The organism is Bacterioplanoides sp. (genome assembly GCF_965219715.1).
In the GTDB taxonomy this organism is placed as follows: domain Bacteria; phylum Pseudomonadota; class Gammaproteobacteria; order Pseudomonadales; family Oceanobacteraceae; genus Bacterioplanoides.
The window spans coordinates 174031-189800 of the sequence record NZ_OZ244785.1; the positions used below are offsets into that span (position 1 = coordinate 174031).

Annotated in this window: 12 protein-coding genes; 6 read left to right on the plus strand and 6 right to left on the minus strand. The window is 47.9% G+C overall.

Annotated features, from left to right (window positions below; genetic code table 11):
* Nucleotides 1-17 precede the first annotated feature (17 nt).
* Both ACOQOZ_RS01320 and ACOQOZ_RS01325 read right to left on the minus strand, forming a co-directional pair.
* The gene (locus ACOQOZ_RS01320) at nucleotides 18-2342 is read right to left on the minus strand and encodes a 7TM diverse intracellular signaling domain-containing protein (protein ID WP_420590480.1); all 2325 of its coding nucleotides are present in this window, start codon (nucleotides 2340-2342) and stop codon (nucleotides 18-20) included.
* A gap of 80 nt (nucleotides 2343-2422) precedes the next feature.
* A complete protein-coding gene (locus ACOQOZ_RS01325; protein ID WP_420590481.1) occupies nucleotides 2423-2935 on the minus strand; it encodes a hypothetical protein in 513 nt (170 codons plus the stop codon).
* Nucleotides 2936-3084: 149 nt separating this feature from the next.
* On the opposite strand from ACOQOZ_RS01325, the gene ACOQOZ_RS01330 reads away from it, so the two are divergent.
* The 6 genes from ACOQOZ_RS01330 to ACOQOZ_RS01355 are packed head-to-tail and all read left to right on the plus strand — an operon-like array spanning nucleotide 3085 to nucleotide 11558.
* Nucleotides 3085-4692: a Wadjet anti-phage system protein JetA family protein gene (locus ACOQOZ_RS01330; protein ID WP_420590482.1), complete on the plus strand. Its 1608-nt coding sequence runs from the start codon at nucleotides 3085-3087 to the stop codon at nucleotides 4690-4692.
* An 11-nt stretch (nucleotides 4693-4703) separates the two neighbouring features.
* Nucleotides 4704-5681 carry a DUF4194 domain-containing protein gene (locus ACOQOZ_RS01335; RefSeq protein WP_420590483.1) on the plus strand — a complete coding sequence of 326 codons (978 nt, stop codon included), beginning with the start codon at nucleotides 4704-4706 and terminating at the stop codon, nucleotides 5679-5681.
* A gap of 9 nt (nucleotides 5682-5690) precedes the next feature.
* On the plus strand, nucleotides 5691-9332 hold the full coding sequence (locus tag ACOQOZ_RS01340; RefSeq protein ID WP_420590484.1) for an ATP-binding protein: 3642 nt from the start codon (nucleotides 5691-5693) through the stop codon (nucleotides 9330-9332).
* Between the two features lie 13 nt (nucleotides 9333-9345).
* Nucleotides 9346-10119: a Bro-N domain-containing protein gene (locus tag ACOQOZ_RS01345; protein WP_420590485.1), complete on the plus strand. Its 774-nt coding sequence runs from the start codon at nucleotides 9346-9348 to the stop codon at nucleotides 10117-10119.
* Between the two features lie 34 nt (nucleotides 10120-10153).
* Nucleotides 10154-10588, plus strand: coding sequence for a group II truncated hemoglobin (locus tag ACOQOZ_RS01350; RefSeq protein WP_420590486.1), 435 nt, complete (start codon nucleotides 10154-10156; stop codon nucleotides 10586-10588).
* A gap of 13 nt (nucleotides 10589-10601) precedes the next feature.
* Nucleotides 10602-11558, plus strand: a complete 957-nt coding sequence (locus tag ACOQOZ_RS01355) for a DUF4124 domain-containing protein (protein ID WP_420590487.1) — start codon at nucleotides 10602-10604, stop codon at nucleotides 11556-11558.
* An 82-nt stretch (nucleotides 11559-11640) separates the two neighbouring features.
* On the opposite strand, the gene ACOQOZ_RS01360 is transcribed toward ACOQOZ_RS01355, so the two are convergent.
* From ACOQOZ_RS01360 to ACOQOZ_RS01375, 4 genes are all read right to left on the minus strand, one after another.
* Nucleotides 11641-12285 carry a response regulator gene (locus ACOQOZ_RS01360; protein ID WP_420590488.1) on the minus strand — a complete coding sequence of 215 codons (645 nt, stop codon included), beginning with the start codon at nucleotides 12283-12285 and terminating at the stop codon, nucleotides 11641-11643.
* Between the two features lie 2 nt (nucleotides 12286-12287).
* Nucleotides 12288-13733 (minus strand): cache domain-containing protein, encoded by a 1446-nt coding sequence (locus ACOQOZ_RS01365; RefSeq protein ID WP_420590489.1) that lies wholly within the window; start codon nucleotides 13731-13733, stop codon nucleotides 12288-12290.
* A 119-nt stretch (nucleotides 13734-13852) separates the two neighbouring features.
* A complete protein-coding gene (locus tag ACOQOZ_RS01370) occupies nucleotides 13853-15148 on the minus strand; it encodes a TRAP transporter large permease (RefSeq protein WP_420590490.1) in 1296 nt (431 codons plus the stop codon).
* Complete coding sequence (locus ACOQOZ_RS01375) at nucleotides 15145-15684, minus strand: TRAP transporter small permease subunit (protein ID WP_420590491.1); 540 nt, start codon at nucleotides 15682-15684, stop codon at nucleotides 15145-15147. The genes ACOQOZ_RS01370 and ACOQOZ_RS01375 overlap by 4 nt, the downstream gene beginning before the upstream one ends.
* Between the last annotated feature and the right edge of the window lie 86 nt (nucleotides 15685-15770).

Below are 15770 nucleotides of genomic sequence, written 5' to 3' on the forward strand. Positions count from 1 at the left end.
CATCAACAATTAGTACCTTATGTTTGCGATTGTGGAAAGCGTAACTCAATCTCGAAGCCGTCGCTGTGTGCAGGCCATTGAATACAGCCCTGCATTAATTCAGTAACCAGATTATACGTCTGATAAAGTCCCAGCCCTTTGCTGGATGCCTGTTGTCGCTGGGTGGTGTAAAACGGCAGGAAGACTTTGTCGCGTTCTTCGGTTGCAACACCACTACCATTATCGCGGTAACGCAGTATTAAATAATCCTTATCGTCATTAATGGAGATGTTGGCGCTCAGTTCACCCGATTCGGCTTTGTCTTCATTATGGCTGATGGAATTGCTGATTAACTGCTCGAGAATGCTTTTTAATGCGTCCGGATAGGTGTGCCACTCGACGGCAAAGCTATGAACTTCCTGCTGGATATTAATAGCGTTTTTGTCACTCTCCATCTGATGCGTCCAGTTCGTTAACCATTGGCGGATCTGGATGGTTTCCTGCTGATATTCACGATCCAGAGCAATAGAGCTTTTCATCAGCGCATTAAGCTCGCATAAGCGTTCAACGGCATGGTCGATATGGCTCAGGCCGTCGGCACACAGTTGCTGGCCGTCGGGCAGTAGTTGTGATTGATCCTTCAAAAAGCTCTGGGCCATGCGGATGTTACCCAGCGGAGTATTCATTTCATGGGATACCCCCATAACCAGTTGGCGTAATGACTGGTTTTTTTCCTCTTGCAGCTGACGCAGTTTTTCTTCTTTCTGATATTTTTCCGAAACGTCCTGCGCTGCGCCAATCCAGTGAGCGTTTTCTCCCTCGAATGCTTTGCGTATCGATAGGCTGATCATGAGTTGTTGTTGGCTGCCCGGCTGAATGAGCGCAAAGATAAATCCTTGTGTACGTCCATCCTGGTTCACATTGTGCTCCAACCGGATAAAGTCCTGCGGGTTGTCGAACAGGTTTTTCAAGGTCAGCTCGGAGCTGATTTTGTCCTGACCAATCATGGCCCGCCAGGCGGGATTCGACTTGATAAAGTGCCCTTGACTATCAATCTGAAATTGTCCGGTGAAGGAATTCTGATACAACTCTTCATAGTTTCGCAGATGATGGATTGACTCTTCCTGACTGGCGAGCAGCGCTTTGCGGTTTTGTAGTTTTTCCCGTTGCAGCTCGGTAATTCTCTCTCCGAGAGCCAGCGACAACAGCAGTATTTCGGCAAAGGAGCCCGCCTGGTAGCCATAAATGGTAAACAGATTGGTTGGTACAAAGCCGAGACTGCGGGCAGTTGCCAGTGACAATCCGGCGATAAAAAATACCCATGCGAGGGTGAATATGCGTGCCGAGGAAACGCCTTTCAGCCAAAAGCGAATACCCAACAGTAATGCTGACAAAGTAATGGCCAACATCAGAACATTCTGTACCGCAACAACCGGACGATAGGGCAAGAATAAATTGGCCAGAAGGGTGATCAATGCTACAGCGAAAAAGCCACGAAACAGCTTGTGAGCAATCGGACTGTGGTTAGCAAGGTCGAGAAAGCGCGGAATAAACAGCGAGATTGCACAAATAGTGATGGAAAACAGCCATGGTAAGGCATATTGGTTGATTTCCGGCTTGTCTGGCCAGAGGTACTGGAAAGCATCCCCGGAGTAACTGGTATGGAATAGCAAAAAGCTGAGCACAAAGGCGGAGTAATACAGATAAATACGGTCCCGGGTTGAGAAGAACAGGAACAGGTTATACAGCCCCATAATCAGCATCATCGAAATATAGCCGCCGCGTAGCCAGCTGTTGAACAGCAGATCGTCGTACAGGCTTTTCTCATCAACCAGGTCGGTGGGAAACTGATGCGTCCCCTCGGTGGCCATACGGAACAGCAACCAATAGGGTTCATTCATCGCCGGCAGCGGAATGATCAGTTCCGGATGATTAACCATGCGTTGTGAAAATGGCAGCAGGTCACCACTCAGTTGTTCCAGGCAGTTTTCTGGCTGTTGCAGGGATGCGCAGGTATACACATCAAAATGATCGATCAGAGAGTAATGATTCCGAACAAACCAGCGGCTCGGTACCTTTGAGGTATCAATTTTTGCTATTAGCCAGAACGCTGAGCCGCTGAAGCCAAAATTCGGATTTTCGCTTTGGCTGGTTTGCCATGTATTGGCGGTTAACACATCAGCAAGTTGCATATCACCGGACTCGTCTTCTAAAAACGCGCTGTACCCGCCGACTGGGAAGTGGCCGGGGTGTTCAGGAGCCAGAGAACTCAGTTGCAGCTTATCGGCTTGCTGTAGATTCAGGTGTGAAGCAACGGATGAATTAGCCTGGGATGACAGGCTGATAAAAAACAGTACCAACAATACGACGATCAGTCGTAGGGTGGCTGTTAAATCTGTGATCCGGATTCCGGGGTAATACAAGGTGAGATTCCGTATTGTTATTAGCTGATTGCCATTACCAGTATAGTCAGCCAGATAACGATGCCAGCAATAAGTACACCCCAATCCAGCCCATCGAGCTCGGTGTTCTGAGCGTAGAAATGAATTCGTTTGTCATGGATACGGTTGATTGCCTGATTGACCAGCAGATTAGGCAGCAGGGTTAACATAATCACCAGAAAGCCCCAGGGGTGGCCGGTAACCAGCAGCCAGGTCGGAATCAGGTTAAAGATAACAAACAATATATAGACTCTGATCGGGCTCCAGCGTGCGCTTTCGCGATCAGCCTGGCTTTGTTTGTGAACACGCTGATACAGGTCGAGCTGATAGACGATTGCCAGCAGGGTACGCAGCAGTGGCTTGATCGTGGGGTCCTGGCGTTTGAGCTGAACCCAGTTCTGGTAACTCCAGACCAGACCATAGAGGCCAAAAGTTGCCAGTGACAACTCAATCAGTTTCTCAGTACCAATCTGAAAAAACAGTCCCTTTTCCAGGGTTTCCTTGTGCTGCTGCATGGTGTTTCCTGCGTTGAGGTGCTTCCGCAGTATACCCATGGAAAGTGATCGCGCGAAACCCCGTTCCGTCTGTTGTAATCGTGGGCTGGTGTTCATCCGCTGCTTTCAGTAATCTAGGTCGGTTTTAGTCAGCGCCGAAATAGAAGTGTATGTTTTTTGAACAGGAACGAGGGCAGTTTTTCCGTCCTCTTACCGGTAAATACCGGGCTCAGGTAATGGAGTGCCTGCGCGAGTTGTATCAGCGCCTGTACAGCTCCAGCAGCGCCGACTATGGCCAGGCATTGGCCCGCGATACCCTGATAGAGATTTTCCAGGAAGCGTTAGTCCGTTCACCTCAGCTTGCTGACGGCGAACTGGCCGACGAAATTGATGAGTTGCTGGAAAAGTCTGACAGCAATGACCAGGAAGGCCGATTTAAGAACAGCCGTGAACATGCGGTTTGGGTGCTGAACCAGTTAATGGATCACGGCTGGATTGAAAAGCAGGTGGACGAAGCGACGCTGCAAAGCACCTTTGCGTTCAGTCGTTTTGGTCGCTTGTTCACCGAACCCTTTGTGTCGGAAAGCCGTACCACCGCACGTACCCGTCATCGGAATACCCGGAATACCCGTAACTCGCTGGAATCTTTCCTTGAGCGTGGCGATGTCTACGATCTGCTCGATGCTTATGAATATTCCGAACGTATTATCAGTGACTTCACCGATGTGATTGCCGAGTTGGAAGAACGTAAACGCGATTTAGTGCGCGAAATGGAAGATCAGTTATTGGTGCAACGCGCCAGTGAAGCCTTCTTTGATTTTATGGAAAACCGTTTCCAGCCGGATCTGTCGGTGCGTTTATCGGCGGATAACGTCGAGAAGCACCGCGATCAGATCAGCAAGCTGATTAAAGGCATTCGTAAACAAGACAAAGTGTTTAAAGCGTCAGCGGAAAAACGCCTGCGTGAGTTATTGCCGGAACTGGCGCAGGAGGGCACGTCTGTGCTCTGGACCTTATTGGATGGTATCGATCAGCGTTTGCGTAACGCCAGCGATATTATGCTGCCAGCCTTGCGTAAAGCGCTGCAAAGCTTTACCAAACGCGCCGATATTATTATCCGTCAGATGAGTTATCTGGCGTCACAGCAACATAATGATGTGTTGTCTGTGTGCAAACACCTGGCGTCTCAGCCAGAAGAAAAACAGAACGAATTGTTACTACGCGCTGGCGACATGATGGCGGTGCCGGAAATTGGTTTTATTGATCCGGGCAGCGTGAAAATGCATGCCACCCGTCAGCGTCGTACCGTGGATGCCGGACTGGATGATGGCGGTGGTGATTTCGATATCGATGCACGTAAAGATATTTATGTGCAGCAGGTATTGGATCAGGCCTTCCTGGTGAATCAGCAGGCGCTGCGTTCCTATATGCGCCAGCATTTAACCTCAGGCAATAAAATTTCCACCCGTGATTTACCGATTGAATCGGCCCAGGATTTCCTGGCGGTGTCACACGCGATTGGCCTGGGTGCTTCCGATGGTTTATCCAGCGAATTTGAATTCCGTATTGATTACGCCGACGGTTATGGCCCGGATTTGCCGAATTCCACCGCAGAAAGTGACGGCGCCGCCGGTGAATATTTTGAACGTAAAGACCACTTCAGCTTTGAATTGCTTATAAAAGAAAGTGCAAAAGAAACAGATAAAGAAAGCGCTTCCGCTGAAACCAGTCCAGAAGCTGGTGAACAAGAAAATAATACCGAGGCCCAGGCGGAATAGAGAGAACTGATATGTTACAAGCCATTGATAAAGATTTAGAAAAAGAAGGCCTCAGCCAGCGCGACTTTTCCGAATTATTAGTGCGACTGCTGGATTACGGTGTGATTTGCCGTGACGAAAGCCAGGTCGAGCAACAATTGTATGACCGTTATTTGCGTCTGGAAGAATTGGTTGCCGATTATTTAACTGTGTTGGGCATTCGTATTCAGCATGACCGTCGTTTCCAATTTGTACGTTTGTATCCGCCGGGTGCTCAGGTACCAGGCATGGAAGAAGATCCACAGCCAGGTAATCAGGCGTTCCGTACGCGTTTAACCCAGAACGAAGTGGCATTAACGCTGGTATTGCGAGCGCAATACGATAAAGCGCTGCGAGAAGGGTTAGTGGACGAGCAGGGTTGTGTGATGGTGTCGCTGGAAAGCCTCAGCATCGCTATGAAAAATCTGCTGAAACGTGCCTTGCCGGATAATCTCACCGAACGTAAGCAGCTGTTCCGCCGCTTAAAGCAATTACGCTTAGTGCAAATCAGTAACGAAGATCAGCTCACCGACGGTGATATGTGGTTACGCGTCCGTCCGATGATTATGAGTTACGTCAGCGATCAGGTGTTGTCCGAATTGTTAGACAATGAGTCGGACGAAGAATCTGAAAATCAAACGGATGATGCTGAAAACGCAGAAGCTGCGAATTCAGAGCAGCAGGAAGAAAACTCAGAGTCTGAAGAAAGTGCCGAACAATCGGAATCCGATGAAGTCGATAAAGAAGGCCCTGTTGCAGAAAACGTCGTCGAAGAAACTGTTGTCGAAGCCGAAGCGCAAGATGCGGACGCAGTAGAAGAAGTAGAAACAGAAAACGAAGAACAGGTAGCTGAGACTGAAGAAGCCGAAGCAACTGATGAGGTGTCTGCACTAGAAGCATCGGAAGAGGCTGAACAGTCAGAACCAGCGCAAACAGAAAAAGAAGCGCCAGCCAGCTTATTTGGGGAATAAATAGTAGCCATGTTTTTAAAGAAATTTGTATACGTAAACTGGGGCAATATTCCGGCTACCGAATTTGAATTTGGCCCAATTAATTTGTTATCCGGTGGTAACGGTTCGGGTAAAACCACGGCAGCGGATGCGGTGCAAACCATTATGACCGCAGCCCACGATACCTTGTTCCACTACAACCCGGGCCAGGATGAAGCCACGCAGCGTGGTCGTGGTAAAAATGTACGGACGTTAGCATCTTACGTTTTAGGTTGTGATGATGGCTCCTACGCTCGCCCGAACGGCGCTGTGGGTTATTTAGCCGCGGTTTTTCATCCAACCCAGGGTGAAAGCGGTGAGCCATTTACCGCAGTGATTGGTGTCAGCGCGTCGATTGACCGCGCTGGCAGCCAGCCGGTGGCACGTCAGAATGATCTGCAGTTTTTTATTGTTGCCGGTGAGCAGTTAACGCTGTCAGACTTTATTGCTGAAGATTTAGAAGGCGCTAAAAACGTATTACCGCTGAATAAATTCAGCGCTAATTTAAAGCGCCGCATTAAAAGCGATAACGTCGAAAAATACGACACTAAAAAACAATATCTGCGTCGTTTATACGGTGCGTTGCGTGGTCGTCATGATGCGGTGAATGAACGTGAAGCGATGAATGCCGCTCGTACGTTCTCACGTTTTATGGCGTACAAACCGGTGAAAAGTATCAACGGTTTTGTACAGAACGAAATTCTTGAAGCCAAAGATCTGGGTGATGCCATTCGCAGCGTTTCTGATCTGATGAAAACCATCTACGCGATGGAATCGGATGCCAATACCCTGGCCGAAACCATTCAGATTCTGACCAACACCAAAGGTGCTTCCGACCGTTATATCGATCAGTGGATTGATTACAACGTACTGGAATACACCGCCGCGAAAAGCCGTTATTTAAATGACCAGCGTTCTTATCTGTCGGCGAAAGAAGGTCAGCAGGCATTACGCGAGCGTCTAAGCAACGCTGAAAAAGAACGTGAAGTTTCCCAGGAACGTCGTAAACAATTACGCGAACAATTGATTTCTATGGAAGCCCAGCGTCGTGGTATTGATGCGTTGCAGGATAAAGATGCTGCAGAGCAGGCACTGGAAGATGGCAAACGCCAGCTGCAACAACAAGCGGTTCCGCTGTTAGAGCAGGAACAAATGCTTCAAGCCAGCTTACGCGCGACCGAGCTGGTGTATGGTGCGTTGCAAAAGACCTCGATTGGTCTGGAAATTCCATCGCTGGGTTCGAAAAAAATCATCGATCAGGCGAAACAGGTATTAGCTATTAAAGATCAGGGGGCGGTGGATTTCCGCAAGCTGATGGGCAAAGACTGGATTGATTTATCACCACTGGAAGCACACCTGGATGACTCTCGTGAGCAGCAGAGTTTATTAAACCAGTGGCGAGATCGCTTCCATAATGTTGAGCTGGAAAGCAGTGGTATTTCTCTGCGCGATCAGATTTCCAAACAAGTCGATAAGCGCGAACAAAAGCTGCAGCAAATTCAGGGTCGTATGGCGCAGAAGCAGGCGGATATCGATAGCCTGGAAGCGCGTCAGTTAAATTACCCGGGTTTTGTGCGTCAGGCGCTGGAAGTGATTCGTCGCGAATGCCCGCAAGCAGATCCTCGTGTTTTAGCTGACTACGTTGAAATTACTGATCCGGCCTGGCAAAGCGCGATCGAAGGTTATATCGGTGGTGCGCGTTTCAGCATTATCGTCGAGCCAAAATTCGAAGCGGAAGCGGCGCATATTTTACGCTCGATTCCAGGCGGCAGCCGTGCCCGGGTAATTCAGGGCGAAAAAGCGAAAAAAGACTGTGACCGTATTCGTGTGCCGTCCAATTCCATTACCCATTTAATGGAGTTTGAACATGCGACGGCCCGTTATTATTTAGAAGCCAGTTACGGCACCGTAGAACAGGTGGAAGACCTGCACGTATTACGCATGACCCGCCGTGGTGTTACTAAAGAAGGTCTGGGTTCCGGTGCGTATTCCATCTATCGTTGTGACCTTGACGACACCGAACTGGTGTTTGGTATGGGCGCCCGTGAACGTGCTCTGGCGGCGAAGAAATCCGAACTGGATAGCATGGCCGAACAAGCCAACGAAGCTCAGTTCCAGCTACGTCAGGTGGAACAATTCCACGATGCGGTGAATTTATTACGCCATGTCACCTTCGCTGATCAGATGCAGAATATGTTGGATATTCAGTATCAGATGCAGCAGGCAGAAAATGCGTTAAATAATGTCGACGTATCCGACTTTTCTCATCTGGAAGATGAATTCAGCGCGCTGAAAGCCAAAGGTGATGATCTGGATGCTCAGATTAAAGATCTGGATGGTGAGTTAGGCCGTTTACAGCAGCAATTAAATGACAGCGAACGCCAGTGTAAAAAGCTGTCGGATGAACAAGAACGTACTTCTGAAATTGCTGATGAAAAAGAAGAAAACCTGCGTCATATCGTATCGGTATGGCCGGAATTTGATACCGAAGCTCGATTAAAAGCGGCGGATGAAGAAGCGGCGGAAAGCCCGGCGGAAGCGGTCGAAAACCAGCGTAAAACCATTGCGCAGGAATTAAGCAGCTCTGCTCATGAGATCGACCGAAATATCAGCGAGCACAATCAGCGTTGTCAGACCGTGGACGCGATTGTGTATATGCCGAACTATCGCGAAGAGCACAGCATTGGTTTCTTTAAAACCGTGTGTGGTTTAGAGCGTGAAGTCGAACGTGTTCATAACCGCCTGAAAAACAATATTCTGGTGGAAAAACAAGAGCAGCTGGTACAACTGCGTGAAAGCTTTAACAACGCCTTTGTTACTAACCTGTGTCACTCGATTTACCAAGCCATTAATGACGGCAAACGTATTCTTGAAGATCTGAACAAAGAACTGGCTCATCACCAGTTTGGTGCTGACCGCGAAACTTATTGGTTCGATTGGGAGTGGGTGCCGGAATACAAAGAATACTGGCAGTTCTTCGAAGAAATCATCAAAAACCCATCGCTGGGCGACGGCGCCACTCTGTTTGATGCCGACCTGCCAAAAGGTGCGCAGCGAGTGCGTGATCAGTTAATGGCCATGCTGTTGGATGAAGACGAACAAAAAGCGATGCGAGAGCTGGAGCGTATTTCCGATTATCGTAATTACCGTTCTTACGAAATTTATAAGCAGCCTGCCAATAAAGACCCGATTGCCTTAAGCCAATACGGTACCGGCTCCGGCGGTCAGTTGGAAACTCCGGCTTATATTATTCGCTCTGCGGCTATTACTTCAGCGTTCCGCTTTAACGAAGGTGATACCCACCTGCGTGTTGTGCTGGTGGATGAAGCCTTCTCGAAAATGGATGAAACCCGTTCGAAAGAAGTGATCAACTACCTGACGGAAAGCCTGGGTCTGCAGCTGCTGTTTATTATGCCAACCAGTAAATCCGGTCCGTTTATGGATCTGGTGTCTAACCAGTTTGTGTTCTCCAAAGTGCCGTTAGTTGGTGGTCAGAAGAAAGGTGAATTACAAACCAAGGTGCTGGTGGATCGACAGCAGTGTAACCAGGATAAAGTGAAGGAACTGTGGGCTAACCACCGCCGCACGATTCGCCATCAGGCTGGGTTAGATTTTATGGAAGAGTTCGCATGATTTGGAGAGAAGTATGTCTAATAGCTTAATTAATATTTGTTATGACGGAGAGTCAGGAAGAAGCGAAATTAGAACCGCTACTTTTGATGATACTCTGTATGTTTCTCTAAATGATATCCTCTTAACTATAAACAAAGAGAACCAGCAGTTGGATGATAAAAATCCACGAACTGCGTTGATGAATCTTGTTAAGGGGCAAATGGGAATCATCGACTCTGATGAAATGATCATGCTGCCCATTCCTGGGGAAGGTGATAGTCAACAAGAGGTTTTTGTTACAGAGCCAGGCTTATATCGAGTGATGGCTTCGAATAAAAGCAAGGCTGGAAAGAAATTTCAGCGTTGGCTATTTCATGATGTCATCCCATCAATTGTTAAACATGGAAGCTATCCGCCGCCTATAACCTCTCAAGAAGGAAAGGCTTCAACTCTTGTACAAATGGCTGAAATGCTGGCTCAGAACTCTCGAGCTCTTGCAGATTCGATTATTGAACAGGAGAAAATAAAATCAGATGTGAGTAATCTTAAAAATTCTCTTGATGATTTAGGTGGAAGGCTATCAAGTTTAGAAAGTAATTCAGTATCTATTGGAATGCTTACTGTTGAAGAATTTTTGGAAAGAAGGTCGTTAGTTGCTAATTTGGTGGATTTCGTTGCGTGGTGTGAAAATATCGCTTTTAGAGAGAACTCATCAGTAATTAAGTCTGACTGTGGTGAGCGGTTAAAAGCTAGATATCAAGAAGCTGTTCTTGAAAAAGCTTATACATTCACTGCTAGTCAAAAATAATCATTCTATATAGAGTAAGATAGAGGGTTAATTCTTGGTTAGAGATTCTACTCTTAATCCTGTTTATGAAACCGGCCTGACTTACGGCGAAGGCGATGGCTCGTTTCGCACCGCCGGTGGTGTCGTTGGTGTCCGTAAACTGGTGGATGCCTTCTATGACGCTATGTGTGAGTTGCCTGAGGCAAAAAAAGTCCGGGATATGCACCCGGACGACCTCGATGAGTCACGTGATAAGCTGGCCCGTTTTTTAAGCGGCTGGCTCGGCGGGCCAAAGCTGTTCAGTGAAAAATACGGACAGATAAGAATTCCGGTTGCTCATCGTCATCTGGAAATTGGTCCGGCTGAACGTGATGCTTGGTTATTGTGTATGCAGGTCGCTGCTGATCAGCAACCGTATCCGGATGATTTTAAGGAATATTTGCTGAAGCAGCTTTTTGTTCCGGCAGAACGTTCGCGTAACAGGGATTAAGCAGGTAAATACAATGCGTTTCTTACCGTTTTTATGGTTTATGTTTTTCAGCCTGTTCAGCCAGGCTGAAATTTATAAATGGGTGGATGAGAACGGTAAGGTCCATTTTGGCGATAAGCCACGTCAGCAAAAAGCTGTGAACGCGCAAAAGGTTCAGATTCAGACCAACCCTTCCAGCTGGCAGCCTCTTAATATTCAGGTGCTGTACCGCGGTTCTTTAGAGCAAACCTTAACCGATGAGCATGAGCTCGATCAGCAGCGTATCCAGAAAGAAGTTAACTGGGTGTATCGCTTTTACGACGAAATATTGTATTTCGATTTCTACAAAAAAGTTCCGGTCAAAATTAATGTCCTGCGTGATGTGCAGGAATACCATAATTACGTCTTTAAGATTTCAGGTTTCAGCCCTAAAAATTCACTGGGAGTGTATTTGCCCAGCTTGCATGAAATAGCCGTCTTTATTCATCCTGATCGCTACGGTGGTAAAGAGGGCACATATCGCACGATTAAACACGAAGCCAGCCATGCAATCATCGGCTCGCTGGCGGAGTTAATCCCTGCATGGCTAAACGAAGGTATGGCCGAACAAATGGAATATATGACCTATCAGGGGGGGAAATTTACTATTCCTCACCATAAGCGCAACCGCCGCAGTGTGTTGCGCTCTCGCCAGCGTTTGATGGCGGTCGATAGTTTTATTGAAATTGATAGCCAGCGTTGGCGCAAAGCTCAGGCGGACGGTGTTCCTACCCAGGAGGTTGCAGGACAACTGGTGTATCTGTCGCTAAGTAAGTCCTATGGCCGCAGTTTTATTACCCGGTTGTTGCAGGACTATAAACGCGGTGTCAGAAAACGTTCATTTTATCTGTTGGACGAACACTATATCGGCGGTGCCAGTGCGTTTAAATTGCACTGGCAGACATGGCTTAACAAGGATATGAAAAACCCTGCCGAGATCCAGCTTCCCTGACGACGTTGTACTGCTGAATATATATTTTACGAGGTGCGGTAAAGTGTGGGCTGGCTTGGCCAGCCCACCAGCAGAGACAGAATTATTTACGGGTAATGCCTTTGTCCAGGGCGTATCGGATCAGGCCTGCTGAGGTCGAAATGCCCAGCTTTTGCTTAATCTTCAAACGATGAGCTTCTACTGTACGCACGGAAATATTCAATTCACGTGCAATTTCTTTGTTACCCATACCTTCGGCCAGCAACACTAATACGTCCTCTTCGCGTGGACTTAATACATCATCGCTCTGGCTGGTGCGTGCTTCGTTAAAGTCAGTGAACAACGTTTTAGCAACGCTGGAGCTAAAGTAAGTACCGCCCTGATGTACCGTTTGTACGGCAAGAATCAGTTCTTCTGCCGCGACGTCTTTAAGTACGTAACCGGCTGCACCAGACTGAACCACTTTCAGGATGTATTCACGATCATCGTGCATGGTGATAATCAGAATACGGATATCCGGATAGCGCTTTTTAAACTCAATACAGGCTTCCATACCATTCATAACCGGCATTGAGATGTCGAGCATCACAACGTCCGGATTTAATTCTGCAGCGGCGTCCAGTGCCTCCTGACCATTGTTCACGTCGGCAACAACGGTTAAGCCGTCTTCACTTTCGAGGCTGACCTTCAGCCCTTCGCGTACCATCGGGTGGTCGTCGGCGATAATGATTCGAATTGTTTTAGACATGGTTATTTTGCTCCGTTCTCGTTTGGTTCAGCAGAAGACAGAGGCGATGGAGGAAGAAGCTCTGAATCTGCTGCCAGTTGAATTTCTGATGGTGACACCGTGAGGGCAAGCTCTGCACGTATGCTGGTACCTTGTTTGTAATGACTGCGAACACTGAATTTGCCGCCAAGTAATTCCACCCGTTCGCGCATGTTCATCATGCCGATGCCGGATGAGTTTTCGTCTGCTGAGAAGCCTTCGCCGTTATCTTCAACGATGACCACGACGGTTTTATCGCTGGCGGTAACCGACAGAGTTACTAAATCAGCATCTGCATGTTTCTGGATATTGGTAATGGCTTCCTGTACCAGACGGTAAACCGTCATTTCGACAGCGTCGGGCAGTCGCTCATCCGGTAATCGTATTTTTCGCAGAACGGTATGAGCACCTTGTTCTTCCAACGTATCCAGAATTCCGTGCAGTGCCGCTTTTAAGCCCAGGTCATCTAACAGTATAGGACGCAGATTATGGGATATCCGGCGAACTTCCTGAATAGACATATTCAGCAATTCTTCGGTTTTTTCCAGATGTTCCATCGCAACATCTTCCGGCCATTTCTTTTTTAATAAACCGAGGCGCAATTTTGCCGATACCAGCAGCTGATTAATACCATCATGCAGCTCCCGGGCAAACGTACGACGCTGCATAATCTGGAAGGATACTGAACGGTGAGCCAGTTCTTTCAGGCGGTCATCGGCCAATTGCGTGGCGTGAATATTAATCACCACCACAATCACCACAACCAGTGCCAGCGTCACCGCTAACAGCAGAGAGGCGGCAACAAAGGTTTTGCGGATATTCGCGTCAACTTTATCCTGCAGGCCTTTGGTTTCCAGTGCGATGTCATCCAGGTAGAGCCCGGTACCCATCATCCAGCCAAGTTTGGGAATGCGGACAACATAGCTGAGTTTTTTAGTACTGGAATTGACCGATGGCTTATTCCACACATATTCGTAAAAGCCGCCGCCACTGTTTGCAACTTCAATTAAATCGCGAATAACGTATTGGCCGTTCTCGTCCTGCACATCAATCAGGTCACGACCAACCAGGTCGGGCTGAACCGGCAGTACGATATTGACGCCATCATCGCCATAGGCAAAAAAGTAGCCATCCGGGCCGTACGTCAGGCTGGATAAAATACGTTTTATGTCATATTCCGCCCGGGTACGGGACAGACTGAAACTTTCGTCCATTTCATCCAGTATCGGTGTAATCGAAGTCATCGCCAGATTGACGTAGTCACGCAATGCTCTGCGTTTATCTTCCATCATGGACTCCTGCACGATGGACAGTTGTTGTTCTGACAGGCTTTTGGCCTGACGTTGTGTTACCCAGGTAATGGTCAGCGTCAGGGCGACCAGAGGGAACACGGTAAGCAGCAATATTTTGGCTTTCAGAGTAAGGTTCATGCCGAATGCCTTTGTGTTTATTGTAATGTTTCAGAGTCTGTTCTGACCCTGAGTTGAGCTGGGTATTTTTTAATTTGTATAAACGAAAAAGGGCGGCCAGAGGCCGCCAAAGGTCGCTATTAGTAATCGGTCAGTCCGTAGAACTCCGGGAAGAGGAGTATCGAGACCACCACTCCAACCTGCATCAGGATGAAGGGCATCACTCCCCGATATATATCCGTTGTTTTTATTCCCGCCGGTGCTACCCCTTTAAGGTAGAACAAACTGAATCCAAACGGTGGTGTCAGGAAGGATGTTTGTAAGTTCATTGCAATCAGAATAGCAAACCATACCGGTGCAATATCCAGAGCCATAGCTGCCGGAGCCAGAATCGGCACGATGATAAAGCTGATTTCAACAAAGTCGATAAAGAAACCAAGAATCAGAATTGCCAGCATCGACAGAATCAGGAAGCCCATCTGGCCACCCGGTAAACCGGACAATACTTCTTCAACAATATAGTCACCGCCGGTATAGCTGAAGGCCATCGAGAAGGCGGTTGCACCCAGCAGGATGGCAAATACCATGGAGGAAATTTTTACCGTTTCCTGAGCCGATTCGTACAACATCTTAAAGCTGAACTGACCATATACGGCAGCCAGTACAATTGCACCGATACCACCTAACGCGGATGATTCAGTTGGTGTGGCAATACCCGCAAAGATAGAACCCAGTACCACCAGGATTAATGCCAGTGGAGGAATAATGGCTTTTAACGCACGAACGTATTCTTCGCGTTTGCTGCCTGCATCTTCATCGGCCGGAATCGCCGGAGCCACTTCGGGTTTCAGCCAGGAATAAATCAGGATGTAAGCGATATAAATACCCACCAGAATCAGCCCCGGGCCAACGGCTGCCTGGAATAAATCACCGACCGGGATACCCAGTACATCGCCAAGAATAATTAACACGATGGACGGAGGAATAATCTGACCCAGAGTACCGGATGCACAGATGGTTCCGCACGCCAGAGATTTATCGTAGTTGTACTTCATCATCACCGGCAGCGAGATTAATCCCATTGCCACAACGGAAGCACCAACAACACCGGTAGATGCTGCTAATAAAGCACCAACCAGTACGGTCGAAATTGCCAGACCACCACGTACACCACCAAACAGTTTGCCCATGGATTCGAGTAACTGCTCAGCCAGACGGGTTTTCTGTAACACAATGCCCATAAAAATGAACAACGGCACCGCCATTAACACCACGTTTTCCATAATGCTTTGAATACGGAAAGGCATAAAGGCAAACATATCAGGGCCTTCGGCAATTAAACCGAAAATTAATGCGACGCCACCAAAAGTAAATGCCACTGGGAAGCCGAATAACAGCATCAGCAGGGCAACAAAAAACATGACAATACCGATCATAATTCTGGCTCGTGTGGGTTGATGTGTTTAGCCTGTTCCGGGTGCAGTGCAACGCGAATGCTGCTGAGTATCAGACCCAGACCCGCGATAGCAGTGGCGAAAAAGGCAAATGGAATAACGGCTTTGATGATCCAGCGATGTGGTAAACCACCCGGGTCTCCGGAGGTTTCACCGAGAGCGTATGCTTCTTTCGCAAAATCAACACCGTAATAAGCAACCAACAGGCAAAACGGCAGTAATAAAATAAATCCACCCATAATATCAATGATGGCTTTGGTGCGGTCGCTGCGGCCCTCATAAATCAAATCTACACGTACATGGCCACCAACTTTTAAGGTGTAAGGGACGCCTAACATAAACATTGCAGCAAACAGGTGCCATTCCATTTCCTGCATACCAATTGATACATCATTCAGGGCGTAACGCATGACAACGTCGATAAAAACGTTAACCAGCATCAGCAGAAACAATATGGAAGATATTGTTCCAAGTAATTCAGAAAAGCGGTTGATTAAACGCTCGGCCTGATAAAGCATGGGGATTCTCCGGTGTTACTTGCTCTGGCCAATACTTCACAGCAGTGGCCAGAACCTGGAGTGATTTTTTAGGCTGGCATAACCAG

What these genes read in the sequence shown, in the direction of transcription:
- ACOQOZ_RS01325 (WP_420590481.1), bottom strand. Translation starts at nt 2,935, where the DNA reads ATGCAGCAGCACAAGGAAACCCTGGAAAAGGGACTGTTTTTTCAGATT.
- ACOQOZ_RS01330 (WP_420590482.1), top strand. Translation starts at nt 3,085, where the DNA reads ATGTTTTTTGAACAGGAACGAGGGCAGTTTTTCCGTCCTCTTACCGGT.
- ACOQOZ_RS01335 (WP_420590483.1), top strand. Translation starts at nt 4,704, where the DNA reads ATGTTACAAGCCATTGATAAAGATTTAGAAAAAGAAGGCCTCAGCCAG.
- ACOQOZ_RS01340 (WP_420590484.1), top strand. Translation starts at nt 5,691, where the DNA reads ATGTTTTTAAAGAAATTTGTATACGTAAACTGGGGCAATATTCCGGCT.
- ACOQOZ_RS01345 (WP_420590485.1), top strand. Translation starts at nt 9,346, where the DNA reads ATGTCTAATAGCTTAATTAATATTTGTTATGACGGAGAGTCAGGAAGA.
- ACOQOZ_RS01355 (WP_420590487.1), top strand. Translation starts at nt 10,602, where the DNA reads ATGCGTTTCTTACCGTTTTTATGGTTTATGTTTTTCAGCCTGTTCAGC.
- ACOQOZ_RS01360 (WP_420590488.1), bottom strand. Translation starts at nt 12,285, where the DNA reads ATGTCTAAAACAATTCGAATCATTATCGCCGACGACCACCCGATGGTA.
- ACOQOZ_RS01365 (WP_420590489.1), bottom strand. Translation starts at nt 13,733, where the DNA reads ATGAACCTTACTCTGAAAGCCAAAATATTGCTGCTTACCGTGTTCCCT.
- ACOQOZ_RS01370 (WP_420590490.1), bottom strand. Translation starts at nt 15,148, where the DNA reads ATGATCGGTATTGTCATGTTTTTTGTTGCCCTGCTGATGCTGTTATTC.
- ACOQOZ_RS01375 (WP_420590491.1), bottom strand. Translation starts at nt 15,684, where the DNA reads ATGCTTTATCAGGCCGAGCGTTTAATCAACCGCTTTTCTGAATTACTT.